The organism is Gordonia sp. ALPHA1B1 (assembly GCF_005502615.1).
Classification (GTDB): domain Bacteria; phylum Actinomycetota; class Actinomycetes; order Mycobacteriales; family Mycobacteriaceae; genus Gordonia; species Gordonia hongkongensis.
This window is the reverse complement of the sequence record NZ_SCOC01000016.1, coordinates 70,019-93,017: the sequence shown is the minus strand read 5'-3', so window position 1 is coordinate 93,017 and position 22,999 is coordinate 70,019. Positions and strand designations below refer to the sequence as shown.

22 protein-coding genes are annotated in these 22,999 nt (G+C 65.3%); 11 read left to right on the top strand and 11 right to left on the bottom strand.

Annotated elements, in window-relative coordinates:
- Positions 1 to 22: 22 nt before the first annotated feature.
- The gene (locus tag FFS52_RS13000) at positions 23 to 814 is read right to left on the bottom strand and encodes a biotin--[acetyl-CoA-carboxylase] ligase (RefSeq protein WP_055475048.1); all 792 of its coding nucleotides are present in this window, start codon (positions 812 to 814) and stop codon (positions 23 to 25) included.
- Between the two features lie 158 nt (positions 815 to 972).
- Between FFS52_RS13000 and FFS52_RS12995 the strand changes: the two genes are divergently transcribed.
- From FFS52_RS12995 to FFS52_RS12985, 3 genes are read left to right on the top strand one after another with little or no spacing between them, the layout of a single operon-like run.
- Entirely contained in the window at positions 973 to 2,601 is a 1,629-nt protein-coding gene (locus FFS52_RS12995) for an acyl-CoA carboxylase subunit beta (protein WP_055475049.1), read from the top strand.
- 32 nt (positions 2,602 to 2,633) lie between these two features.
- On the top strand, positions 2,634 to 2,852 hold the full coding sequence (locus tag FFS52_RS12990) for an acyl-CoA carboxylase subunit epsilon (protein WP_171011626.1): 219 nt from the start codon (positions 2,634 to 2,636) through the stop codon (positions 2,850 to 2,852).
- Positions 2,853 to 2,854: 2 nt separating this feature from the next.
- Positions 2,855 to 3,523 carry a Maf family nucleotide pyrophosphatase gene (locus FFS52_RS12985; RefSeq protein ID WP_055475051.1) on the top strand — a complete coding sequence of 223 codons (669 nt, stop codon included), beginning with the start codon at positions 2,855 to 2,857 and terminating at the stop codon, positions 3,521 to 3,523.
- Between the two features lie 25 nt (positions 3,524 to 3,548).
- Here the strand turns inward: FFS52_RS12985 and FFS52_RS12980 are convergent, their stop codons facing one another.
- Positions 3,549 to 4,532, bottom strand: coding sequence for a metalloprotease (locus tag FFS52_RS12980; protein ID WP_231632652.1), 984 nt, complete (start codon positions 4,530 to 4,532; stop codon positions 3,549 to 3,551).
- 152 nt (positions 4,533 to 4,684) lie between these two features.
- Between FFS52_RS12980 and FFS52_RS12970 the strand changes: the two genes are divergently transcribed.
- From FFS52_RS12970 to FFS52_RS12950, 5 genes are all read left to right on the top strand, one after another.
- Entirely contained in the window at positions 4,685 to 5,581 is an 897-nt protein-coding gene (locus FFS52_RS12970; RefSeq protein ID WP_055475116.1) for a sulfurtransferase, read from the top strand.
- 13 nt (positions 5,582 to 5,594) lie between these two features.
- Entirely contained in the window at positions 5,595 to 6,032 is a 438-nt protein-coding gene (locus FFS52_RS12965) for a SufE family protein (protein ID WP_058252692.1), read from the top strand.
- Positions 6,029 to 7,567 (top strand): condensation domain-containing protein, encoded by a 1,539-nt coding sequence (locus FFS52_RS12960; protein ID WP_055475053.1) that lies wholly within the window; start codon positions 6,029 to 6,031, stop codon positions 7,565 to 7,567. The genes FFS52_RS12965 and FFS52_RS12960 overlap by 4 nt, the downstream gene beginning before the upstream one ends.
- Positions 7,568 to 7,773: 206 nt before the next feature.
- Positions 7,774 to 9,576 (top strand): acetyl/propionyl/methylcrotonyl-CoA carboxylase subunit alpha, encoded by a 1,803-nt coding sequence (locus FFS52_RS12955; protein WP_055475054.1) that lies wholly within the window; start codon positions 7,774 to 7,776, stop codon positions 9,574 to 9,576.
- A gap of 101 nt (positions 9,577 to 9,677) precedes the next feature.
- Positions 9,678 to 10,040 carry a hypothetical protein gene (locus FFS52_RS12950; RefSeq protein ID WP_055475055.1) on the top strand — a complete coding sequence of 121 codons (363 nt, stop codon included), beginning with the start codon at positions 9,678 to 9,680 and terminating at the stop codon, positions 10,038 to 10,040.
- A 112-nt stretch (positions 10,041 to 10,152) separates the two neighbouring features.
- Here the strand turns inward: FFS52_RS12950 and FFS52_RS12945 are convergent, their stop codons facing one another.
- A complete protein-coding gene (locus tag FFS52_RS12945; protein ID WP_055475056.1) occupies positions 10,153 to 10,488 on the bottom strand; it encodes a hypothetical protein in 336 nt (111 codons plus the stop codon).
- Complete coding sequence (locus FFS52_RS12940) at positions 10,488 to 10,682, bottom strand: hypothetical protein (protein WP_137809921.1); 195 nt, start codon at positions 10,680 to 10,682, stop codon at positions 10,488 to 10,490. Before FFS52_RS12940 ends, FFS52_RS12945 begins: the two co-directional genes overlap by 1 nt.
- Before the next feature lie 193 nt (positions 10,683 to 10,875).
- Here FFS52_RS12940 and FFS52_RS12935 point away from each other — a divergent pair, with 193 nt between their 5' ends.
- Entirely contained in the window at positions 10,876 to 11,793 is a 918-nt protein-coding gene (locus FFS52_RS12935) for a hypothetical protein (RefSeq protein WP_055475058.1), read from the top strand.
- A 144-nt stretch (positions 11,794 to 11,937) separates the two neighbouring features.
- Entirely contained in the window at positions 11,938 to 13,362 is a 1,425-nt protein-coding gene (locus tag FFS52_RS12930; protein ID WP_223258869.1) for a DUF222 domain-containing protein, read from the top strand.
- A 75-nt stretch (positions 13,363 to 13,437) separates the two neighbouring features.
- Here FFS52_RS12930 and FFS52_RS12925 read toward each other — a convergent pair whose 3' ends face one another.
- The 7 genes from FFS52_RS12925 to FFS52_RS12895 all read right to left on the bottom strand — a co-directional run bounded on the left by FFS52_RS12925 (position 13,438) and on the right by FFS52_RS12895 (position 21,801).
- Positions 13,438 to 13,683 (bottom strand): hypothetical protein, encoded by a 246-nt coding sequence (locus FFS52_RS12925; RefSeq protein WP_137809920.1) that lies wholly within the window; start codon positions 13,681 to 13,683, stop codon positions 13,438 to 13,440.
- Between the two features lie 277 nt (positions 13,684 to 13,960).
- Entirely contained in the window at positions 13,961 to 15,409 is a 1,449-nt protein-coding gene (locus FFS52_RS12920) for an aldehyde dehydrogenase (protein WP_137809919.1), read from the bottom strand.
- Positions 15,410 to 15,434: 25 nt separating this feature from the next.
- A complete protein-coding gene (locus FFS52_RS12915) occupies positions 15,435 to 16,547 on the bottom strand; it encodes an NDMA-dependent alcohol dehydrogenase (RefSeq protein ID WP_055475060.1) in 1,113 nt (370 codons plus the stop codon).
- Positions 16,548 to 16,690: 143 nt separating this feature from the next.
- Complete coding sequence (locus FFS52_RS12910; protein WP_068970542.1) at positions 16,691 to 17,728, bottom strand: porin PorA family protein; 1,038 nt, start codon at positions 17,726 to 17,728, stop codon at positions 16,691 to 16,693.
- 30 nt (positions 17,729 to 17,758) lie between these two features.
- A complete protein-coding gene (locus FFS52_RS12905) occupies positions 17,759 to 18,742 on the bottom strand; it encodes a helix-turn-helix domain-containing protein (RefSeq protein WP_171011625.1) in 984 nt (327 codons plus the stop codon).
- A gap of 116 nt (positions 18,743 to 18,858) precedes the next feature.
- Positions 18,859 to 20,019 (bottom strand): acyl-CoA dehydrogenase family protein, encoded by a 1,161-nt coding sequence (locus FFS52_RS12900; RefSeq protein WP_055475062.1) that lies wholly within the window; start codon positions 20,017 to 20,019, stop codon positions 18,859 to 18,861.
- A gap of 120 nt (positions 20,020 to 20,139) precedes the next feature.
- Positions 20,140 to 21,801 carry a long-chain-fatty-acid--CoA ligase gene (locus FFS52_RS12895; RefSeq protein ID WP_223258868.1) on the bottom strand — a complete coding sequence of 554 codons (1,662 nt, stop codon included), beginning with the start codon at positions 21,799 to 21,801 and terminating at the stop codon, positions 20,140 to 20,142.
- A gap of 108 nt (positions 21,802 to 21,909) precedes the next feature.
- On the opposite strand from FFS52_RS12895, the gene FFS52_RS12890 reads away from it, so the two are divergent.
- Positions 21,910 to 22,530, top strand: a complete 621-nt coding sequence (locus FFS52_RS12890) for a TetR/AcrR family transcriptional regulator (protein WP_055475064.1) — start codon at positions 21,910 to 21,912, stop codon at positions 22,528 to 22,530.
- Positions 22,531 to 22,999: the final 469 nt, after the last annotated feature.

Below are 22,999 nucleotides of genomic sequence, written 5' to 3'. Positions count from 1 at the left end.
GGAGCGACGAGCCGAGTCGAAGTCACTCCGGCCGCAGGTGGGTGACATCGCCCGCGGCGGCCACCACCTGCTCACCGTCGGCGTCGACGACGATCCGGCCGGAGGGGTCGACACCGGTCGCGGTGCCGACGACCTCACGATTGCCGGGCAGGACCAGCCGTACGCGGCGGCCGATGGTGTCGCTGTCGTCGCGGTACCGCGCCGCGAGCCCGTCCAGGTCGTGCGGCCACAGGTCGAGCAGCTCGGAGAGCGCCCGCAGGTACGACGCGGCGAGCTCGGTCAGGGGGACGTCGCGGCCGGTGGCGAGCCGGAGCGAGGTGGCGGTCGGGACCGGCAGCTGCTCCTCCGCCATCGTGGTGTTGAGCCCGGTGCCGATCACCGCCACGCCTCCCGGGCCACCTGCGGCATGCTCGCTGCGGGTGTATTCCGAGAGGATGCCCGCGACCTTCTTGCCGTCGATCAGCACGTCGTTCGGCCATTTGAGCGTCGGACGGATCCCCATCGCGTCGTCGACACCCTGCACGGCGGCGAGTCCGGCCAGCAGCGACAGCCAGCCCAGGTCCTCGGTGTGGTCGGCGACGTCGAGCGCGGCCGACATGGCCAGCTGCGTGCCGGCCGGCGCGGTCCAGGTGCGGGCGTGGCGGCCACGTCCGGCGGTCTGGTCGGTGGTGATCCGCACGGCGCCCCCGACGGATTCGCCGGCGGCGCGCGAGACGAGGTCGGCATTGGTCGAACCGGTCGCCTCGACCACCTCGATGCGGTGCCAGCGGGTGCCGGTGAGACGGGTGCGGAGCAGATCGGCGTCGAGACTCATACCTGACGAAACTACTGGCCGCCGCCTCCGCACGAACGGATACCACCGGTTTCACGGTCGACCCGCCGGCCCACCGACCGATCGCTCGTAAACCTGAGGGATATCTCACGTTGATCCGGTTGACGTGGCTCACACTCGGGTAGTTAGCATCGTCAGTCATGACCACTGCTTCGCGCGACGACGCCGCCGCTCCCGACATCCACACGACGGCGGGAAAGCTCGCCGATCTGCGCAATCGTCTCGAGGAGACCAAGCATCCGGTGGGTGAGGCCGCCGTCGAGAAGACCCACGCCAAGGGCAAGCTCACCGCGCGGGAACGGATCACCCACCTGCTCGACGAGGGGTCCTTCGTCGAACTCGACGCCCTCGCCCGGCACCGCAGCACCAACTTCGGACTCGCCGAGCGCCGCCCGCTCGGTGACGGCGTCGTCTCGGGTTACGGCACCATCGACGGTCGCGAGGTCTGCGTCTTCTCGCAGGATTCGACGGTCTTCGGCGGCAGCCTCGGCGAGGTCTACGGCGAGAAGATCGTCAAGGTCATGGACCTCGCGATCAAGACCGGTCGCCCCCTGATCGGCATCAACGACGGCGCCGGCGCCCGCATCCAGGAGGGCGTGGTCTCGCTCGGCCTCTACGGCGAGATCTTCCACCGCAACGTGCGTGCTTCCGGTGTCATCCCGCAGATCTCGCTGATCATGGGCGCCGCGGCCGGCGGTCACGTGTACTCCCCCGCGCTCACCGACTTCGTGGTCATGGTCGACCAGACCAGCCAGATGTTCATCACCGGTCCGGACGTCATCAAGACGGTCACCGGTGAAGAGGTGACGATGGAGGAGCTCGGCGGCGCCCACACGCACATGTCGAAGTCGGGCACCGCGCACTACGTCGCCTCCGACGAAGAGGACGCCCTGGAGTACGTCAAGGAACTCCTGAGCTACCTGCCGAGCAACAACCGCGCCGATGCCCCGCGTCTGCCCGTCGCGCAGCCGGCCGCCGGTTCCATCGAGGACACCCTCACCGAAGAAGACCTCGAGCTCGACACCCTGATCCCGGATTCGCCGAACCAACCCTATGACATGCACGAGGTCATCCGTCGCATACTCGACGACGACGAGTTCCTCGAGGTGCAGGCCGAGTACGCGACGAACATCATCATCGGCTACGGCCGGGTGGACGGCCGCAGCGTCGGCATCGTCGCCAACCAGCCGACGCAGTTCGCCGGCTGCCTCGACATCGACGCCTCGGAGAAGGCCGCCCGGTTCGTGCGCACCTGCGACGCCTTCAACATCCCCATCGTCACCCTGGTCGACGTCCCGGGCTTCCTTCCCGGCACCGATCAGGAGTACCGCGGCATCATCCGTCGCGGTGCGAAGCTGCTCTACGCCTACGGCGAGGCGACGGTCGGCAAGATCACCGTCATCACCCGGAAGGCCTACGGCGGCGCGTACGACGTCATGGGCTCCAAGCACATGGGTGCCGACGTGAACCTGGCGTGGCCCACCGCCCAGATCGCCGTCATGGGCGCCTCGGGTGCGGTCGGGTTCGTGTACCGCAGCCAGCTCAAGGACGCGGCCGCCAAGGGTGAGGACGTCGACGCACTGCGTCTGCAGCTGCAGGAGGAGTACGAGGACACCCTCGTCAACCCGTATGTCGCGGCCGCCCGCGGATACGTGGACGCGGTGATCCCGCCGAGCCACACCCGCGGTCAGATCGCCACTGCGCTCAAGCTGCTCGAGCGCAAGATGGTCAACCTGCCGCCCAAGAAGCACGGCAACATCCCCCTGTGACACCAGCGGTCAGTTCCGAGAGCGAGAATTCCGTGAGCGAAGACTCCACGAAGTCCGAGCGTCCGTTCCTGACGGTCGTCGGCGGCAATCCGACCGACGAGGACCTCGCCGTGCTGGTGACCGTCCTCGCCGGTGCCGGTTCGGGCGGCGGTTCGGCCGAGCCCGAGACCCGGAACGACTGGGGCCACCCGATCGACCGGCTGCGTCCGCAGTGGGGCGGCCCGGGAAGCTTCACCAACCTGCGTTACTGACGATGACATCCGAATCCGAGATCGGGCCGGGTACTCCCGGCCCGATCTTCGTACTCGGTTCGGCCTCCCCTGCCCGGCTCCGCATCCTTCGGGCGGCAGGCGTCGAGCCGGTCGTGCGGGTGTCGGATGTCGACGAGGATGCGCTCCTCGCCGCGCTCCCCGATTCCACACCGGCCGGTGTGGTGGTCGCCGAACTCGCCCGCGCGAAGGCGGAAGCCGTTGCGGCACTTCCGGAGATCGCCGAACTCGCCGGGTCCGGCAGCGCCGTGGCCGTCATCGGCTGCGACTCGATGCTCCATCTAGGCGGCCGGCTGCTCGGCAAACCGCACACCCCCGAACGCGCCGTCGCGCAGTGGTCGGAGATGCGCGGTCGTAGCGCGGACCTGCTGACCGGCCATCACCTGATCCGCCTCGACCGGCCCGCGACCGCCGGCGGGACGAGCTCCACCACGATCCATTTCGCCGCCGCCGACGACCACGTCATCGAGCGGTATGTCGCCAGCGGTGAACCTCTACAGGTGGCCGGCGCATTCACCCTCGACGGTCTGGGTGGCTGGCTGGTCGAGCGCATCGAGGGCGACCCGTCGTCGGTCATCGGTATCGGCCTGCCGCTGGTCCGCACCCTCCTGGCCGACGTCGGGCTCTCGGTCACCGACTTCTGGCGCCACTGACGACGACCCGCTCCCTGAGGTGGCCCTACTCCACCTCGAAGAATTCCGGCCAGTACCGCTCGATGCAGTCGACCGGCTGACCCTGGCGGTTGAACTGCGGGCCGGTCAGTCCGACCGTCAACGCCACCGCACGTTCGCGCGCCGAGCCGTGTCCGGACGCGCCGCCGGTGTCGCCGATGATCGGCAGCAGCGTCGCGACCTGCAGGATCTCCCGCGCGCCGAGCGCATCACGCTGGTAGGCGGTTGCACCCCAGTTCGCGGCCAGGCAGTCGGCGATGAGCTCGCTGTTCTTGCCGGCCGGGAGACGGCTGTCGGGGATGTCGAACGCCTCGGCCATCCGGAACACGACGTTGTGGCCGTATTCGTGAGCGACCACGATCGCCGCGGTGAAGTCGCCGACGATCGGCGATGGCACCCCGAAGACGTTGCCGTCCCAGATGGCCGCGAAGGTGTCGACCGGGAGCACGATGCTGCCCTCGGTCGGGGTGCCCTCTCCGTTCGGTTCGGTGTCCACTCCACAGAAGAACGCGTTGGCCTCGTCGGACGGGATCGGTACGGGGTTCGAATCCTCGTCGCCGGCAATGCACTCCGTGGCGAAGGAGGTGCCGGACTCGATCAGCACCCGTCCCGGTGCCGGGTCGCCCCAGCCCAGTTCGTCGAACCACCCACCCCATGTCTGGTCGAGGTCGTCGAGGAGCGTGGTCAGGTAGTCGGGCACCGCGGTGTCCACGTTGGCCGGGGTGACCCCGCTGGTCATGAGTTCCGCGGTCGGCGTCGGCAACTTCGGGCAGTCGTCGGGCCGGCACTGCGCCGCGTCGGCGTCGCCGGTCGGGTCCGTTGAGCGCGACGGCGTCGGACTCGGTGCGCTGCTTGTCGACGCGGACGACGGACGGGACTCCCCGGAATTCTCGGACGGGATGAGTGCGCATCCGCTTCCGACGGTCAGTGTCACCACGGCGGCCAGAGCGACCGCCCACCGCATCGCGAGGGGCCCGCGTCGATCGATCATTCGGCGAACGTAGCAGGCGGGACCCGCTTCACCTGGGGTTTGTCGTCTGATCGAAGCACGCTCCGGCCGATGCCCTACGCTTTATCAGCGGGACCGCAGATGGTCCGCGCGTGATCCACGCGGAACGTCCGAACAGCGAGCTGGAGAGCACCGTGAGCGTTGACACCGACCCGAATCCGGCCTTCGCCGACTACGCCCACCCCGAGCGGCTGGTGACGACCCAGTGGCTGTCGGCGCATCTCGGCGCCAAAGGACTCAAGATCATCGAGTCCGACGAGGATGTGCTGCTCTACGACATCGGCCACATCCCGACCGCTCAGAAGATCGACTGGCACCTTCATCTCAACGACCCGGTCACGCGCGACTACATCAACGGCGAGCAGTTCGCGGAACTGATGCGCAGCAAGGGAATCGAACGCGACGACACTGTCGTGATCTACGGCGACAAGAGCAACTGGTGGGCCGCCTACGCGCTGTGGGTCTTCACCTTGTTCGGCCACGAGGACGTCCGCCTGCTCGACGGTGGCCGCGACGCCTGGATGGCCGAGGACCGTGACACCTCCTTCGACGTCCCCGATTACCCGCGGTCGGACTACCCGGTGGTCGAGCGCGACGACGCCAAGATCCGCGCGTTCGCGCCGCAGGTCCTGGAGGCCCTGGGCACCGAGCCCCTCGTCGACGTCCGTTCCCCGCAGGAGTACACCGGCGAGCGCACGCACATGCCGGACTACCCGGAGGAGGGCGCGCTGCGCGGCGGGCACATCCCGACCGCCATCTCGATCCCGTGGGCGAAGTCCGCTGCCCCCGACGGCCGTTTCCGCAGCCGCGCCGAACTCGACGAGATCTACGCCGGGCTCGACCCGAAGACGCCCACGATCGCCTACTGCCGCATCGGTGAGCGGTCGAGCCACACCTGGTTCGTGCTGACACATCTGCTGGGGCACACCGCGGTCCGCAACTACGACGGATCGTGGACCGAGTGGGGCAACGCGGTGCGCGTGCCGATCGCCGTCGGCGAGGAGCCGGGCGCCGTTCCCGGCACCGAGTGAACCCGACCGCACGATGAGTCTGCCTCCAGCCCTGGCCGAGATCGTCGACGACTTCGGCGCACTCGGCGACTCCGACAAGGTCACCCTCCTGCTCGAGTTCGCCGGCGAATTGCCGGACATACCGGCGCATCTCGAGCAGGATGCGATGGAACCGGTACCCGAGTGCCAGTCGCCGGTCTTCCTGTCCGTCGACGCCGCCGACCCGTCGTCGGTGCGGCTGTATTTCAGCGCTCCGCGCGAGGCGCCGACGACCCGCGGTTTCGCCGCCATCCTTCATCAGGGACTCGACACCGCGTCGGCGCGCGAAATCCTCGACGTGCCATCGGATTTCTATTACGACCTGGGACTCGGCAGCGCCGTGAGTCCGCTGCGCCTGCGGGGTATGGCGGGCATGCTGGGCCGCATCAAGGCGCAGGTTCGCGCCCAGGTGCCCGACACGCCCGGGGCATGAAGTTCATCCAGATCCGCGACGAACCCATCGCGCCCGGCGGTCTCGTCGAGTGGACGCCGTATGTGCCGGGCGGACTGGGTAATTGGGACTACGACTCGCGCCTGACCTCGCACAATCACGAGCAGCATCTGCGGGCGGCGTTCGAGTACCGGGTCCGCACGCGTCGCGAGGGCGGACGTGAGGCCTGGCTCGGGTTGAGCATCGAGTTCGACGAGCCGCTGTCGATCCCGGCCATCCGGTCGGTGCTGACCCAGTGGATCGACCGGCACGAGGTGCTGCGTAGTCACGTCGTGATCAAGGGCTCCGGCCTGCAGCGGCTGACCACCGCGCCGGGGACCGTGAAACTCAAGATGGGCCGGGTCGGCTGGTACGCCGAGTCGGGTCCGCTCGTGGAGCAACTGGCGGGCTCGTTCGATCGCGCCACCGCGCCGCTGCACTGGCCGGCCTACCGGTTCGCGACGGTCGGACGCGAACGCTCGTTCACGCTCCTCTTCGCCGCCGATCACTCGCTGGTCGACGGGTACTCGCTGATCATGGCCCAGCAGGAGCTGGTGTCGATGTACCGGGCGGCGCGGGAGCATCGCGGCGCGAATCTGCCCGAGGTCGGCAGTTATGTCGACTTCAGCGCCGCGGAACGCCGGCTCGCCGACCAGACCGGGCGCGATCATCCGGCCGTCGGCCTGTGGTCGGAGTTCCTGGCCGCCGGCAACGGTGACATGCCCGGCCTGCACACGGCTGACCCGGCCAACGATCACCGCACCCCCGACGATGTCGACACGGACGCGGCACTCCCCCAGGAGTCGCTGTGGGGTGTGGTCGCCGACGACGCGACGGCCAACCGGTTCACCGCGATCTGCTCGGAGGCCGGCGGCACGCTGACCGCCGGAGTGCTGGCGGCCTTCGCCGTGGTGCACCACGAACTGACCGGCGATCGGCAGTTCCGTTGTGTGCTGCCGCGGCACACGCGCGACGACGCCCGCTGGCTGACCTCCCTCGGCTGGTTCGTCGGGGTCGCTCCCTTCTGTCTCGACATGTCCGACTCCCCGACGTTCGACCAGGCCGTCGTCCGATCCACCGCCGCGCTCAAGCACGGGCGTCAGGGCGCTTCGCTGCCGTTCCTGCGGGTGGCCGACCTGATCGGGCACGAGGGTGGCCCGCGGTTCGTCATCTCGTTCATCGACACGCGCTATGCACCGGGCGCCGGGGCCGCCGACGCGGGGCGTGCGAAGGTCCTCCGCAGTCACAGCTATTCGCCCGACGAGGTGTACATCTGGATCAACCGCACCCCGTCGGGACTGCGGTACTCCGCCCGGTTCCCGCGCGAGTCGCCGCTGCGTGAGCTCGGCGTCACCGCCTCGGCGAACACTCCGGGTGCACAACATGAGGGAAACGTCACATTTCCCGCCGCCGAGGCCCGTTCCGAAGACGGTTGGGCGATCGACCCGACAGGTGGTCCCGTCCACGCCTACCTGCGTGCTTTCGCCGAACTGGTCCGACGCCTCGGTGATGCGAGCACATTCTCTCCGGCGTTGTGACCCAGGGCTCCACCGAACGATTGCTCGGTGGGCTAGGGTATTGCCCGGAAGGTCGCGACACCTGCACCGCGAAGGTGTCGCATCGCCCTCGCCGTCCGCATCCCGGCCGGTGACGGCGGGCCGCCAGACTTGACCGACGTCCGCCCAACGTGTCGCGTGCGCTACCGCGTCGTGCACCTGAGTACGAGTAAGGCCCAGGAGAACAAGTGCCCAGTACCTCTGCGAACACTCCGTCCGCAATCAGCAAGGTCCTCATCGCCAACCGTGGCGAAATCGCTGTCCGCGTGATCCGCGCCGCCCGGGATGCAGGCATCGCGAGCGTCGCGGTGTACGCCGAGCCCGACGCGAACGCACTGTTCGTCAAACTCGCGGACGAGGCTTTCGCACTGGGCGGGCAGACATCGGCGGAGTCGTACCTGGTCTTCGACAAGATCCTCGACGCGGCCAAGAAGTCCGGCGCCGACGCGATCCACCCGGGTTACGGCTTCCTGTCGGAGAACGGCGACTTCGCGCAGGCCGTCATCGACGCCGGGCTGATCTGGATCGGTCCGTCCCCGCAGTCGATCCGCGACCTCGGCGACAAGGTGACCGCGCGCCACATCGCGCTCAAGGCCGACGCACCGATGGCCCCCGGCACCAAGGATCCGGTGAAGGACGCCGACGAGGTCGTCGCCTTCGCCCAGGAGCACGGCGTGCCGGTCGCCATCAAGGCGGCATTCGGCGGCGGTGGACGTGGCATGAAGGTCGCGTACACGATCGAGGAGATCCCGCATCTGTTCGAGTCGGCCACGCGTGAGGCCGTCGCGGCGTTCGGTCGCGGCGAGTGCTTCGTCGAGCGCTACCTCGACAAGGCCCGCCACGTCGAGGCCCAGGTCATCGCCGACCAGCACGGCAACGTCATCGTCGCCGGCACCCGCGACTGCTCGCTGCAGCGTCGATTCCAGAAGCTGGTCGAGGAGGCCCCGGCCCCGTTCCTGACCGACGAGCAGCGCACCAAGATCCACGAGTCCGCCAAGGCCATCTGCCGCGAGGCCGGCTACTACGGCGCCGGCACGGTCGAGTTCCTGGTCGGCAGCGACGGGCTGGTCTCGTTCCTCGAGGTCAACACCCGCCTGCAGGTGGAGCACCCGGTCACCGAGGAGACCGCGGGCATCGACCTGGTGCGTCAGCAGTTCCGCATCGCCAACGGCGAGAAGCTGGAGATCACCGAGGACCCGACCCCGCGCGGTCACGCCTTCGAGTTCCGCATCAACGGTGAGGACGCCGGCCGCAACTTCCTGCCCGCCCCGGGACCGATCTCGGTCTACAAGGAGCCGACCGGCCCCGGCGTCCGCGTCGACTCCGGCGTCGTCGAGGGTGACGTCATCGGCGGCCAGTTCGACTCGATGCTGGCCAAGCTGATCGTCACCGGCGAGACCCGCGAGCAGGCGCTGGAGCGTTCGCGTCGCGCACTCGCCGAGTTCGAGGTCGAGGGCCTGGCGACGGTCATCCCGTTCCACCGGCACATCGTCTCCAACCCCGCCTTCATCGGCGACGGCGAGAAGTTCGACGTCTACACCAAGTGGATCGAGACCGATTGGGAGAACCCGATCGAGCCGTACACCGGCGGCGAGCCCATCGAAGACGACGAGGCCGCCCCGCGGCAGAACGTCGTCGTCGAGGTCGGCGGCCGTCGCGTCGAGGTGTCGCTGCCCGGCGATCTCGCCCTCGGTGGCGGTGGCGGCTCGGCCAACGGCGTCGTCCGCAAGAAGCCGAAGGCACGTTCGCGCAAGAAGGGTGGCGGCGCAGCCGTTTCCGGCGACGCCGTGGCAGCTCCGATGCAGGGCACCGTCGTCAAGGTCGCCGTGGAGGAGGGCCAGGAGGTCGCCGCCGGCGATCTGGTCGTCGTCCTCGAGGCCATGAAGATGGAGAACCCGGTCACCGCCCACAAGGACGGCGTCGTCACCGGCCTCACCATCGAGGCCGGTGCTGCCGTCACCCAGGGCACGGTGCTGCTCGAGCTGAAGTAAGACACACCGCTCCCTCGCTGCCTGAGGTGCGAGCGCCCCTGCTCCCTGAGGTGCGAGGAGCGCAAGCGACGAGCCTCGAAGGGCGGGCGTACAACAAGGCAATGCAACCAGTCGAGATCAACGCCGGGACGTGGTATCTGCGTGCGCTTCGTGCGGACGAGCGGATCACCGACGTCCCGGCGTTGTCTCATCTCGAGGTCGACGACCCCGCCGCGTACGTCGCTGCGGCGCAGCGTGACTGGGAGTCGGAGACACGATTCGTCTGGGCGATCTGCATCCCCACCACCGGTGAGCTCATCGCCCTGATCGGGGTCACGCCGAACGGCTCGTCGGGCCGCCTGTGGGGCGAGGCACGCGACGGCTACGACGAGGCGCTGGACACCGCCGTCGGGCCGGTCTCGAGGTTTGCCGAGGGTGCACTCGGTCTGGTTGTCGGGCAAATGCTGTCGCGCGGGATCGGCTGAGACGCGGAGTCAGCACACGACCATTCGTCGTACCCGGGGCGATCTTCGTCCATTCGGCGATCTGCGCGCCGCTTCAGATGACCCAGGTCTTGCTCACCGCCGAACGTTACGGTCAGCAATCTCCGCAGGTCGTCTTGATCCAGGAAAGGTCGTACCGGGTTTCTCCTCGGTCGCCGCAGAATTCGCATACGGTGCTCGACTCGTCGGTTGTCGCGTCGACCAGGAGCTCGCAAAGGCTCCACGTGAAATCGTCGACCGAGTTTCCGTAATTGAGGTAGCAGCGCAAAACCCCGAACTTCTCTTTGATCTGCGCGTAGGTGAAGTCGTCGGTGACGGCTGAGAGCCGGCGATGGAGGCGAACCAAGAGCGGATACCAGCCGGCGTTCACAGTGCAGCCGACTGCCGGGGACGCCATCGCGGCGGGGAGTCGGACGGGTTCGGGCGCCATCAGGCGACGCCTCGCTCGGCCTCCGCGGGCCCCTCGAAATCCACGCCCGTCAGTGGGCTCATCGAGTCGATCGCAGACGATGAATGGCGGTGTCGATGGGAACGGCACATCTCTCCGGTCTCGCGCACGATGCCCGCGCGAGCGCCGGCCTCGGCCGAATCAATGAATTCTGCGAGGGCTTTCGAGTTCACCATGTCGCCTCCTCTCGGTTCGGCCGAGTTGACCTGTCGGCTTCCGTCACCAGAATGCGACGCGGCACCGACATCCACCACAACGATCGCCGTCCGATTGCGACGAGTCACCCCACGATTGATGTCACTGGCCCCGAGTAGGTTCTCGGCGTAGGAATGGACGACCGAGACAGAACGTCAGGGAGGAGGTGCCGCGTTGGGCACGTTCACGAACGATCACTGGATCGACTCGTCCGGCGAAGGCTCCGATCGGTTCACTCGGATCATCGCCGAGTTGCAGGAGCAGTCGCTGATCCCACACTCGACATCCGGCGAATCAGCCAGAGCTCTCGCGTGGGAGTTGGTCGACCGGCGCGATCGGATCGCCGCCGAGTTGTGGGACTGCCGGACATCGGGAATCTCTGTGCCGGTTGGGAAGACGGCACTCCGCTTGGCATCCGGAGCGCTCTACGACGCCGAGCAAGCGGTGGTCGACGAACTCGTCTCGCGGATCCCGGCGAGAGCGGTTCATGAGCGGATGAACTCCGCCGCCTACCTGGCAGCGGATATCGACGCTGCGACAGCCGAGGCCGCAGTGCTCGACACACATGAATCCGTCGGTCGGGCAACGCAGCACGAGGCCACCGATACCGAACTGCTCGGCGATCCCGCCGACTACGCCGGAATCGACCCCATCGAGGACGTGGCGATTCCACCCCGGATCGAATGGACCGAAGCCGACCGCAAGGCCGTGCTCGACGAGGCCATCGGAACGTACGGAATCGCTGCCGGCGAGTGGTACTCGGTGGAATGGCCGCCGACGGAGGGCTCCCTGTGGGACCCCGGATACCTCGTCACCTCGGACTGGGAGCCATGCGACGAACACGCCGACGATCCGGACAGTGACGCAGCACTCGACTGTGTCCGATGCGAAGACTCGGTCACCACTGAGGTCGAAGCGATGGCCGTCTGGAAGTTCACGACCAGGTTGACTCACCACCGAATCGGGTTCGACAGCAACGGTTCTCTGATCGTCGATCGGGTGGCGGAGGAGATCGACCCGACATTCGAGGTACGCGAGATCACGCAGGACCCACGCCTGATCCGCATCGGCCTGCCACGCGGACATCGCTGACCTCGATCTGAGGATGACCTGTCGGTGCGTCGTGGTTGCATCATCGGATATTCGAAGGAGAAACAAATACACCCTTGACTCGAACATATATTCGAGTATCGTGGAGGTATGTCATCGGGGGCGGGGGCCGGGTCCACTACATCTGTGGACCCATCACAGGAGTCGGTCGAGCCGCGCTTTCGTCCCGACCATGAACTCTCCGCTGCCGAACTCGTCGAGGTCCTCAACCACTGCGCGGGTTTGGCGGCAGCGTCGGCGCATCGAATGATGGTCGTTGCCAGCCTCATTCACGACGAACGCGAGATGGACTACGCGCAGCGGCGCGCCGAGACGCACAGCGGCGAACTCGACTCCATCGAAGCCTTCGAGCACCTGTCCGCGCGGGTGGCCGCTGGTGAGAATCCCTACGAGCAGTTCGGGCCCAACGGTCTCGAACAGGCCATCGCCGAAGTCGGTGCCACCCTCACCGTGACGCCGGCCGAGGCGAAAGATCTCATCGAAGCCGGCGACGCACTGCGCTACCGACTCTCCTTCACCGGACACGCACTCGCGTGCGGTCGAATCGACAAGCGCCGCTTCCTCATCGCCCTCAAACGCACCGACCTCATCACCGACGACGAAGAGATGCAGACCGTCGACGCCCATCTCGCCGAGGCGATCTTCGCCCGCGCACCGATGTCCACGGCCCGGTTCACCGCCATGGTCGATTCCATCGTCGCCAAGTGGGCACCCGACGCGATCCGCCGACGCAAGGAGCGAGTGAAATCCGACCGCAAGGTGACCGTCACCCCCGACCGGTTCACACCCGGGCAGTCCCGGATCTCCGGCACGCTGCCCACTGCTGATTCCGCCGAGTTCGACGCCCGCCTGACGGCGATGGCCACCGCGGTCCACGCCGGTGACCCTCGAAAGTTGGCCAACCGCCGAGTCGATGCTCTGAAAGCGCTCGCGCGGGGCGAAGCTTCTATCGCGTGCGAATGCGACGACTGCCGACCTGCCGCAATGGACATTGAAGCCAACACCACCGGCGACGTCGACGCAGCGACAGTGGACACCGCCGACCACACGACTGAGGCACCCGCGCGCCACTCCGGGAACGATGACACCGACACCCCGGACAGCGACACGGTTGTCGCCGACCCTCCGGGTCCGGACGCGTCGCCGTCGTCATCGCCGGCGCCGCGCGCGACCTTTCACATCGTGGTCAACCTGTCGACCCTGATCGGTCTAGACAACGACCCCGCATTCCTCGACCGCCACGGCATCCTCGACGCCGACACCGCCCGGCAGCTGCTCGCCGAAGCCCGACGCACCTACATCCATCCCGCACCGAACCCCGCCGCGCCCGACGCGCCACCGGTATCGCCTCCCGAGGCGGACAGTTCGACAACGCGGTACACCCCGTCGAAGAAGCTCCAGGCCCTGGTGCGTGCCGGCGAACTGTGCTGCACCTTCCCCGGCTGCAACGCCCCGGTCTGGCAGATCGACCTCGACCACACCGAACCGTTCGACCACACCGACCCGCGGCGCGGCGGCCCGACCGATGCACGCAACCTCGCTAGTCGCTAACAACACCCCTTCCGGTGGCCGGATCAGGCTGCTTCGTGCCTCTGCTCGCAGTGTCTTCGTCGTCATCGACGGGCTTCACTGGAACTGCGCCGGAGAAACGGCCACCGGCCATGGGCGTATCGAAACGGGTCTGTCTCCGCCGTGAATGACGGATCGTTTGGTCAGGGCAGGGCAACCTATTTCGACGCCGATGGTTCCGGGCGCACCTATATGGCTGGTGTAGGTCCGGGGCGAGACGAAGTCGGAGCCCGGCGCCGGCACCGCGCGCGAGTGCGCCTTGAAAATAAAGTAGAGAATGTCCTCAAAAATATCGTCAGGCATCCTAATACGGTTCACCATCTTGCTAGCCGGACGAGTGCATCCGCGTGATACCAGCATGCGGATCCGTCATCCAGGCGAACAGGGATAGATCCCAAACGGTCGGGTTTGCCGATCACATAGCCAAACGCTGGCACCGCCGCTGCGTGCCGTGCGCGCACGATGACTTTGTCCCCGTAGCGCCAGCCGTCATGTCTCTCCGTGATGTCAGGAACCTCCCCTCAGTCCGTGTGTCGTTCCTGCCCGGTGGGCACTGCGGCAGGAACGACACACGGGGTGGCTACGCGCTGGTCGACAGATATGTCGTGTGGGTTCGCATGCATGCCGCGAGGCCTTCGGGGCCGAGTTCGCGCCCCAAACCGCTCGCTTTGATACCGCCGAATGGCGCAACCGGGTCGAGCATGTAGTAGTTGACACCTACCGTGCCAGATTCGATCTGCTCGGCGATCTGGATACCGTGAGCCTCATCTGCGGTCCACACGGTGCCGGCCAACCCGTATGCCGAATCGTTAGCGATCTGAACCGCCTGACCGACGTCGTCGTATGGCATCAGAGCGAGTACCGGTCCGAACACTTCTTCTTGCGCAAGGGGACTCGACGGATCAACATCCGAGAAGAGGGTGGGTTGTACATACCAACCACGATCGAGGTGGGCCGGCCGACCGCCGCCGGCAACAACGCGAGCGCCGTCGTCCTTGGCTCTTGCGATGTGTGCCTCCACCCGGTTGCGGTGCGCATCAGTGACCAGTGGCCCGACCTGTGTACTCGGATCAAGTGGATCGCCGATGACAGCACCATTCACGAGTCCGGCGAAGACCTCAAGCGACTCGTCGAACCTGTTGCGAGGGACAAGAATTCGGCCATTCAGCACACAGGTCTGACCGTTATTCAGTAACGTCGCCTGAAACAGTCCTTCGATGTTCGCAGTGAGGTCAGCATCGTCGAGGATGATCGCTGCCGACTTTCCCCCGAGCTCGAGGGTCACTGGGCGGAGTAACTCACCACAGGTCTTTGCGATTTGGCGGCCGACGGTGGTCGATCCGGTGAACGTGACCTTGTCGACGTCTCGGTGTGACACGAGGTAGGAGCCAGTGCTCGCCCGCCCGGGAACGATGTTGACGACTCCCGCGGGTATGTTCGCGGCGGCGACCGCTTCTGCGAAAACATAAGAGTCCAAGACTGTTTCCGGGCTGGGCTTCACCACCACGGTGCAGCCAGCGGCCAACGCAGGCGCCACCTTCAAGGCAGTGACCAGGTTTGGATAGTTCCATGGCACGATCGCGGCGACCACACCGACGGGGGACTGCCGAACAATGGCGCGGCCACCGAGTACGCCTGGACGTGTCTGCTCCAGTTCTGTGGTCCGAATGAGGTTGGCGTAATACCGGTACACGGTCGCGGGAAGCCCGGATTCGAGCGTTCCGGCGATGGCAATCGGCATCCCGTTTTGCGACGAGACCAATTCGGTGAGTTGCGGCGCGCGCGCCTCCAACTCGTCGGCAAGCCGCTCGATCGCCGCTGCGCGGTCGTCGGGGCTCCACGCCGACCAACCACGCGGATCGTCGAATGCACGTCGTGCCGCGGCAACCGCGGCGTCGACGTCGTCCTCATCTGCTGCTGGTGCGCGTCCGATGACTTCTTCGGTGGCCGCGGACAATATCTCGATGCGTTCGGGCGCGTGGGCTGGTGACAATGCGCCATCGATGAACAGTGCGTTCTGGTCGATCATGTGTTCCTCCGTGAGTGCTTGCATCTCAGTGGCTGTGCGTGATGATCCCGCGAATGTTCTTGCCATCGAACATGTCTTGATATCCCTGATTGATATCGCCGAGTTGGTACTCGGCGGTGACGGTCTCGTCGAGCTTGAGTTGGCCGTCTCGGTACAGTCGGAGCAGCCGGTGAATGTCGGCTCTCGGGTTAGCTTCGCCGAAAAGACTTCCAGCCAAACGCTTTTGGAAGAGTGTGAACATCATCAACGGGATAGTTGCAGTGTTCTCAGTTGCCGGGGCAATACCGGTGACAACACCCACACCGCCTTTTCGCACCAACTCCAGCGTCTGCCCGATCATTTCGCCGGCGACGACTCCGACTGTGAGAATCGCCGAGTCCGCCATTACACCGCGGGTGAGGTCGGCCACAAGCGCGGTGGCCTCCTCGAAGCTTGTGCAGAAATGCGTTGCCCCGAGTGGCATTACCTGCTGCCTCTTTGATTCGACAATGTCCACCGCGACGATATTCTCGGCGCCCGCTATCCGGGCGCCCTGGATCGCGCTGCCGCCAATGCCGCCGCAGCCGATGACGACGACGGTATCGCCCGGTTGGACCTTTGCGGTGTTCACCGCCGAGCCCCACCCCGTGGTTACTCCGCAACCAAGTAGACACGCTCGCTCAAGTGGTACGTCGTCGTCTACCTTCACCACGGACTCTTGGTGCACCGTGCCGTACTCAGCGAAAGTTCCCAGCAGCGATAGGGCGCCGAGATCCTTTCCGCGGGCGCGGCGACGGTAGCTGCCGTCGAGCATGGTGCCGGCAAGGATGAATGCGCCCATGTCGCAAAGATTCTGCTGTCCAGTCGAGCACCACCGGCACTGTCCGCATGCGGGAAGAAACGAACACACAACCTTGTCACCGGGCCGTAGGTTCTTGACTCCTGGACCGACTTCTTCAATGACACCTGCCCCCTCGTGGCCGCCGACGGTGGGGACGGCGATCGGCATGTCGCCGGTGCGAGCGTGATCGTCGGAGTGGCACAGCCCGCTCGCTTCGTAGCGGATGAGCACTTCGCCTTCCTGGGGCCCGTCGAGCTCGACTTCTTCGACACTCCAATCCTGGCCGGGACCCCAGAGAACTGCGGCTTGCATTTTCATTACTTGCTCCAATCAATGAAAGAATTCGGGCGATCGCCCATCGTGGATAGTGTGCTGCGTCACACACGCGCGAAGCGTGGATCGCAACGCCACGTGCTTGAACAGGAGCGCCATTTGCGGGCGGACCAATTCGTCGCGTTCGGCTAGTGGCTGTTCACCGGTTGCTTGTCATCGACCGGCGCGTCGGGCGCAGATCGCCGCCGCCGTAGTTCCCGCCACACTGTCCAAAGGAGCAGGAAGACTCCAAGGATCGTCAGAATGGTGGGCAACCAGGTGCTCATGATCGTGAGCATGAGTCCGCTCTTGTGTGCGGTCTTGGCCGCGCTCGCCACCGACTGGTCAGTCGTCTTCACGTTCAGTTGCAACACGGGCAATAGTTCGATCTGTTTCCCGCCGAGATCGGCATACGCGGTTACCGTGCGGTCGATCGCGACCGATAGCGGTGCCCCGAGTTGCTTGTCGACCTGCAGGTCATAGTTCGTGGTCGCCATGTAGGACAGCGGTATCGCAGGAGGGATCGGACCTGCCTGCTTTATCGCTTCCTGGCTGGCGGTAGGGAGGCTTGGCATCAACTGTGCGGCAATAGCACTGGGTAGCGCAGGCGGGAGCGTCTTCAGCAGCGACGGGCTCTTCACTGCACCTGTCCCGGTCGAGTTGTACTCATACACGTTGCGGCCATGTACTTTTGCCGCGGCTCGGTAGTTCAATGGGAATGCCTGCTGCGTCGCGTTGTCATTCAAGCGATACGAGCTGCCAGATCCTTTAGGGCCGATCGGCAGCGTGACGGTGTAACCGTCCGTGTGCTCGACCTGCTGTCCGTTCGGCGGATCCGTCGGCAGCATGTTGGTCCGGTTGATCGAATACGTATGGTCGTCAGTCAACGTCTGCGTCGCGACCTGGACCGTCGAATTGTCGGTGACCACAACGGTGTTTCCAGAGGTCTTTACCGCCTTGACTGTTCGATCCATTGTCACCGGAGCGTTGCTGATGAACGCGTGCGCGACATCGCCGCGGCCGAGCGCTTGCGCATCGAGCAAGTTTGCGACACCCGAATAGTGTTGAGTTGTATTAGTTTTCGACGGAAATTTGGTAGCACTCGGCACGACGACAAACCAGATGGCCAGGGCCAGGGCAATGAGCAAGACGCCGACTGCCGACCAGACCTTCGAAGAGAGTTTCATGATTCCTCCTCGATCGGGGGCCTTCCCCAATCAAGTCAGAGTGATCTGCCTCACAGTCGTAGGTGCGTGAACCCTAGTGCCATGCGATTGGACTGCAACGCCGTTGCCCACAACCTCGCCTTCGCGGCCCTCGTCGTCTTGTCGACATAGTGCGCGGTGATCAGTTGGCGACATGCCGAACTGGTGCTTGAAAGTTCGGGTGAAGTGGCTCGAGTCCGAGTACCCCCAGCGCGACGCGATCGCCGTGATCGAATGGTGAGTGCACTCAAGCTCGCGCCGGGCACGCATCAATCGCCGCAATCGCACAACTGAGCCGAGAGTATCCCCGGTTTCGGCAAACATCCGATGGACGGTGCGGACTGAGACCGCGTGTGCCGCTGCCACTGACGCAGGAGTGATCACTGTGTCCGGAAGATGATGGTCGATCCAGTCTTCAATCGCTGGTCGCAAAGCCATCGACGGTGCCGGACCTCCCCCGCCGTCGCTCGGGTGCAGCGAACCGACGAGAAGCTCTAGCGCGGCATTGCGGACGGTGCATACCGCCGTAGAACCCAGATCCTCGCCGGCTACGAGCAGCGATTCCAGGAAATGGTCCAGCAACTCGGTCGCCGGTGATCGTCGCCTAACGATCAGACCAGACTCGACCAATCGGCTGGAGCCCACTGCGGTCAGTAAGCCAGTAGGGACCACCATTAATCGCTTTTCGACGAGATTGCCCACCGTAAATCGGGCGGGTCGCTCGCAGTTCCACAAGAGCAGGTCACCTTTCCGCAGCAGAGTCGTCGAATCGTCCTGTCCGATCAATTCGGTGCCAGAACGGACCAGGAGTGCAGTCATGAGAGCACCATCCGACTCGGCGGCCTGCCGGCTTGTGCGTGCAGCCGACAGAGGGCCACACTGCATATTGACCACCGCCAGCTCGCGATAAGTCCGCTTTTGCATGCCAAGGTCGATACCGCGAGTTGGGTCGGCCGGTGGGACGCGTACCGCGAGGGCAACATTGATGCCGGCCATCGCCTGCTCGAGCTGTGATGCACGGTCCAGAACCGAGACACGGTCCGATACCTGGCCCGCTGCCGGTACTCCGTGGACGGGCCTAGTGGCACTCGATTGCATCGGATTCTCCTGCCTTAGAGGGATCTACTGATGAGTTCCTTCATGATCTCGCTGGTGCCGCCGTAGATCTTCTGGACCCGCGCATCGGCGTACATCCGGGCGATCGGGTATTCCATGATGTAGCCGTAGCCGCCGAAGATCTGCAGGCAGCGATCGGTGACCTCGATCTGCTTCTCGGTGCCCCACAGCTTCGCGATCGACGCGGTCGCCGGGTCGAGCGTCCCGTCGATCGCCCGCCCGATGCAGTGATCGATCAGCGTCTTGCCGGCCAGCACCTCCGCCTTGCATTCGGCCAGAACGTATTTCGTGTTCTGAAAGGACAGCAGCGGTTTACCGAACGCCTCGCGCTGCTTCGCGTAGGCGACCGCCTCGATCACCGCGGCCTCGGCGGCGGCCACCGCGCCCAGCCCGATGGCCAGACGCTCCCGGTGCAGCTGGCTCATCAGCTGGATGAAGCCCTGCCCCTCGACGCCGCCCAGCAGGTTCGCGGCCGGCACCCGCATGTCGGTGAACGACAGCTCCCGGGTGTCCTGACCGTGCTGGCCCATCTTCTGCAGCACCCGGCCCCGCTCGAATCCTTCGAGCCCGTCGACCTCGGCCACCAGCAGCGAGATGCCCTTGGCGCCCTGGGACGGATCGGTCTTGCAGACGATGACGAGCAGATCGCAGTGGGTTCCGTTGGAGATGAACGTCTTCGAGCCGTTGACGACGTAGTGGTCGCCGTCGAGGCGTGCGGTGGTGCGCACCGACTGCAGGTCCGATCCGGTGCCGGGTTCGGTCATCGCGATCGCCAGCACGCTCTCGCCCGTGGCGCAGGTCGGCAGCCACCGCTGCTTCTGCTCCTCGGTCGCGTAGGAGAGCAGATAATGCGCGACGATCGTGGAGTGCACAGCGATCGCCAGCGCGCTGTCGTGGGCGAAGGCCAGCTCCTGCAGCACCACCGCCTCGTGGCCGAAATCGCCTCCGCCGCCACCGTATTCCTCGGGCACATCGGTCAGCAGCAGGCCGGTGGCGCCGGCCTTGGTCCACACGTCTCGATCGACCTGATGCTGCTGCGCGAACCGTTCCTCGTGCGGCGTCAGCTCTTTGGCGAAGAAGTCACGCGCCAGATTGCGCAGCGCGGCGTGCTCGTCGGTCTCCCACGGGGAGCGGTAGTCGGGAAAGAGTGTGCTCATTGCGTTCTACTTTCAGTGAGATGCAAGTACGCTCCCGGCTCCACGTGTGCGTTGCGGACAGTGGTGTGTCCGATAGTGACAGCCAGGACCGGGCAGTCGACGGATGCTGTCACAGCGCCATCACGACCGCGCAGCGTAGACGTCCGCATGATTCACGCGCATAACCTTCTTGTCGAGCTTGCCGACGCTGGTGCGTGGCAACGATTCCAGACGGATAATGACGTCGGGCAGCTGCCATTTGGCGAACTGGCTGTCGAGTAGCGCGTGGATCTCGGCCAGCGGCAGGTCGGCGCCGTCCTTGGTGGCGACCAACACCACGGGCCGTTCCTGCCATTTGGGATGTGGCACGCCGATCACTGCCGCCTCAACGACATTCGGGTGTGCGACGATCGCGTTCTCCATGTCGATCGAGCTGATCCATTCGCCGCCGCTCTTAATGACATCCTTGATGCGGTCAGTAACCTTGAGATAGCCGTACTCGTCGATGGTGCCGACATCGCCGCTACGCCAATAGCCTTCGAAGAACCGCGAGTCGTTGTCGTCGAGGTCGTAATAGCTCTCGACGATCCACGGCCCGCGCACCAGGATCTCGCCGGCGGATGCCCCGTCGTGCGGCAGGTCGACACCGCCAGCGTCGACGATCCGGATATCAACACCGGTCATCGGAAGTCCCTGGTAACGCTTGTGATTCCACTGTTGCTCGTCAGATAGCCCCCTCAGCGATGGCTTGATACCCCGATTGGTGGTGACCAATGGTGTCGTCTCAGTGGCACCGTATCCCTGGACGATGTCCGCCCCGGTCAGGTCGTGGAATCCGCGCATCATCGTCAGTGGCGGCTCAGTGGCGCCAGACAACAGCCGGGTCCTGCCGAAATCGGGTTTCGTGGTCAGGGTTTCGATATATCGGAGCATCGGCTCGAAGATGGCGGGCGCACCGTTGGCAACGGTGACGTCCTCGGCGATCATCGCGTCCACCAAGGTGGATGTCTCCTCCGCGGCGTAGCGACCGGGGAGCACGAACCGCGTGGCCGCGAACACGCCGGCCTGCGGCAGACCCCAGCAGTTGCCATGGAACATCGGGGTGATCAGCATGATCGTGTCGTCGACCGTCAGAGACAATCCCTGCGCCTCCGAGACCGAATGCAGGTAGATCCCGCGGTGAGAGTAGTAGATACCCTTGGGCTTGCCGGTGGTGCCGGTCGTGTAACAGGCGCTGTAGGCGGAGGTTTCGTCGATCATCGGGAAGTCGATGTCCTCGGACGCATCGTCCATCAGCTCCTCGAACGACACCGCATTCGGCAGCGTGGTGGCCACCTCCGACAGCGGCTTGTCGGTCATCACGACCCAGGTCTGCACGCCGACGCCGGCCGCGGCGAGCGCTTCGGCGACCGGGAGCAGTGTCTCGTCCACGAAGATCACCTTGGCGTGACTGTGGTCGGTGACGAACGCGAGATCGTCGGTTGCCAGCCGTAGATTCATCTGCAGCATCACCGATCCCAATGCTGGTATCGCCCAATACAGTTCGAAATGCCGTTTACTGTTCCAGTCGATCACCCCGACGACGTCCGCCGGGCCGACGCCGAGGCCACGCAAGGCGTTGCCCAGCCGGCGCACCCGCCGATAGCAGTCCGCGTAGGTGTAGCGGCCCCAGCCGCCATCGGTGGTGCGGTAGACGATCTCCTGCTCCGGGTAGGTGCGTGCGGCATGCCGGATCAGTGTGTCGGTGTTGAGCTGGTAGTGGTCGCCATGCGTGGACGGCAGGCCATGAACGATGTCGTGCACCGCGCCTCCTACTATGAATGTGATGATCGAACTATACATTCGTACTGTATAGTCTGCAAGAACTCGAAAATGAGTTCACTTGTGTAGTGGTTGATATGGGGAGACGACATGGGCAGTGGTGAACCACTCGAACGTGACCTGACCACAAAGGCGCGGATCCGCAACGCCGCGCTGGAACTCTTTGCTGCCGAGGGGGTTACCGCCATATCAATGCGGGCCGTTGCTGCGCACGCGGGCGTTGCCGTCGGGCTGGTTCAACACCATTTCAAAACCAAAGACGGGCTGCGATCAGCCGTCGAGCAGTACATCGTCGACCGTCATGCCGCCGCCATCGACTCCATACGCGGCGACGGCAATCCCGAGCAAGTGGCAACCGGCCGAAACAACGCAGTACGCCAGATGTACGACGAGCACCCAGCGCTGGTCGACTATATGCGTCGCGCGCTCCTCGATCCCGGCGATGACAATCATCTTCTCGAGCGTCTCACCGAGCTTGCGCGCGAGCAGGTCGTCCAAATGCGAGCATCTGGCAGCGCCTCGACTAACCGAACGATCCCCGACCAGGTCGTCCGCATGATGGTCAGGCAACTGGGGCACCTATTCCTGCAACCAATGATCGACGCCATGTGGGCTCAGCTTGATACGGCAGAAATGCGCAAGCCGCAGCTGGTCGTGCACGCATACGCAGATGACAGGGAATCCCGCGCGCTCAGCACGGACGCTTCCTAGTAGCCGGACGATCTGGCCACATTCCCCGGCTCCTCGGTCGACCGCGAACCTCGCACGACTCTCGCTGGAAATGGAACGACGCCCTTGAACTACATTTCCGCTGTTCACGGGGCATTGTCAACGTGGTGCGCCCGAGAGGATTCGAACTCCTAACCTTCTGATCCGTACTCGTCCGCAGGCCCCATCCGGTCCACATTTGTGCCGAATCGCTTGCGGTAGTTTCGTCCGCCTTGTTCCGAAAATGTCTAAATGCAGTCCGACTCGGTTGGCTCCCATTTTGGCTCCTCGATCACCGATGTCCGTCGATCCGATATCTGGCTGCTTGACTCGCCGGCAGCCGGGGTCAATGGTGGCCGGTGGTCATCCCGCTGGGACGCGAAGCGTCGTTGACGCTGGCTGGCGGCGAATACATGGTGTCGAATCGGGTCGGTCTCCGCTGCGAGTAACGGATCACTTGGTCGGGGCAGGG

What these genes read in the sequence shown, in the direction of transcription:
- FFS52_RS12965 (WP_058252692.1), top strand. Translation starts at nt 5,595, where the DNA reads ATGAGTCTGCCTCCAGCCCTGGCCGAGATCGTCGACGACTTCGGCGCA.
- FFS52_RS12915 (WP_055475060.1), bottom strand. Translation starts at nt 16,547, where the DNA reads ATGAAAATGCAAGCCGCAGTTCTCTGGGGTCCCGGCCAGGATTGGAGT.
- FFS52_RS12925 (WP_137809920.1), bottom strand. Translation starts at nt 13,683, where the DNA reads ATGCCTGACGATATTTTTGAGGACATTCTCTACTTTATTTTCAAGGCG.
- FFS52_RS12985 (WP_055475051.1), top strand. Translation starts at nt 2,855, where the DNA reads ATGACATCCGAATCCGAGATCGGGCCGGGTACTCCCGGCCCGATCTTC.
- FFS52_RS12890 (WP_055475064.1), top strand. Translation starts at nt 21,910, where the DNA reads ATGGGCAGTGGTGAACCACTCGAACGTGACCTGACCACAAAGGCGCGG.
- FFS52_RS12950 (WP_055475055.1), top strand. Translation starts at nt 9,678, where the DNA reads ATGCAACCAGTCGAGATCAACGCCGGGACGTGGTATCTGCGTGCGCTT.
- FFS52_RS12945 (WP_055475056.1), bottom strand. Translation starts at nt 10,488, where the DNA reads ATGGCGCCCGAACCCGTCCGACTCCCCGCCGCGATGGCGTCCCCGGCA.
- FFS52_RS12940 (WP_137809921.1), bottom strand. Translation starts at nt 10,682, where the DNA reads ATGGTGAACTCGAAAGCCCTCGCAGAATTCATTGATTCGGCCGAGGCC.
- FFS52_RS13000 (WP_055475048.1), bottom strand. Translation starts at nt 814, where the DNA reads ATGAGTCTCGACGCCGATCTGCTCCGCACCCGTCTCACCGGCACCCGC.
- FFS52_RS12910 (WP_068970542.1), bottom strand. Translation starts at nt 17,728, where the DNA reads ATGAAACTCTCTTCGAAGGTCTGGTCGGCAGTCGGCGTCTTGCTCATT.
- FFS52_RS12980 (WP_231632652.1), bottom strand. Translation starts at nt 4,532, where the DNA reads ATGATCGATCGACGCGGGCCCCTCGCGATGCGGTGGGCGGTCGCTCTG.
- FFS52_RS12905 (WP_171011625.1), bottom strand. Translation starts at nt 18,742, where the DNA reads ATGGCCGGCATCAATGTTGCCCTCGCGGTACGCGTCCCACCGGCCGAC.
- FFS52_RS12960 (WP_055475053.1), top strand. Translation starts at nt 6,029, where the DNA reads ATGAAGTTCATCCAGATCCGCGACGAACCCATCGCGCCCGGCGGTCTC.
- FFS52_RS12995 (WP_055475049.1), top strand. Translation starts at nt 973, where the DNA reads ATGACCACTGCTTCGCGCGACGACGCCGCCGCTCCCGACATCCACACG.
- FFS52_RS12900 (WP_055475062.1), bottom strand. Translation starts at nt 20,019, where the DNA reads ATGAGCACACTCTTTCCCGACTACCGCTCCCCGTGGGAGACCGACGAG.
- FFS52_RS12920 (WP_137809919.1), bottom strand. Translation starts at nt 15,409, where the DNA reads ATGATCGACCAGAACGCACTGTTCATCGATGGCGCATTGTCACCAGCC.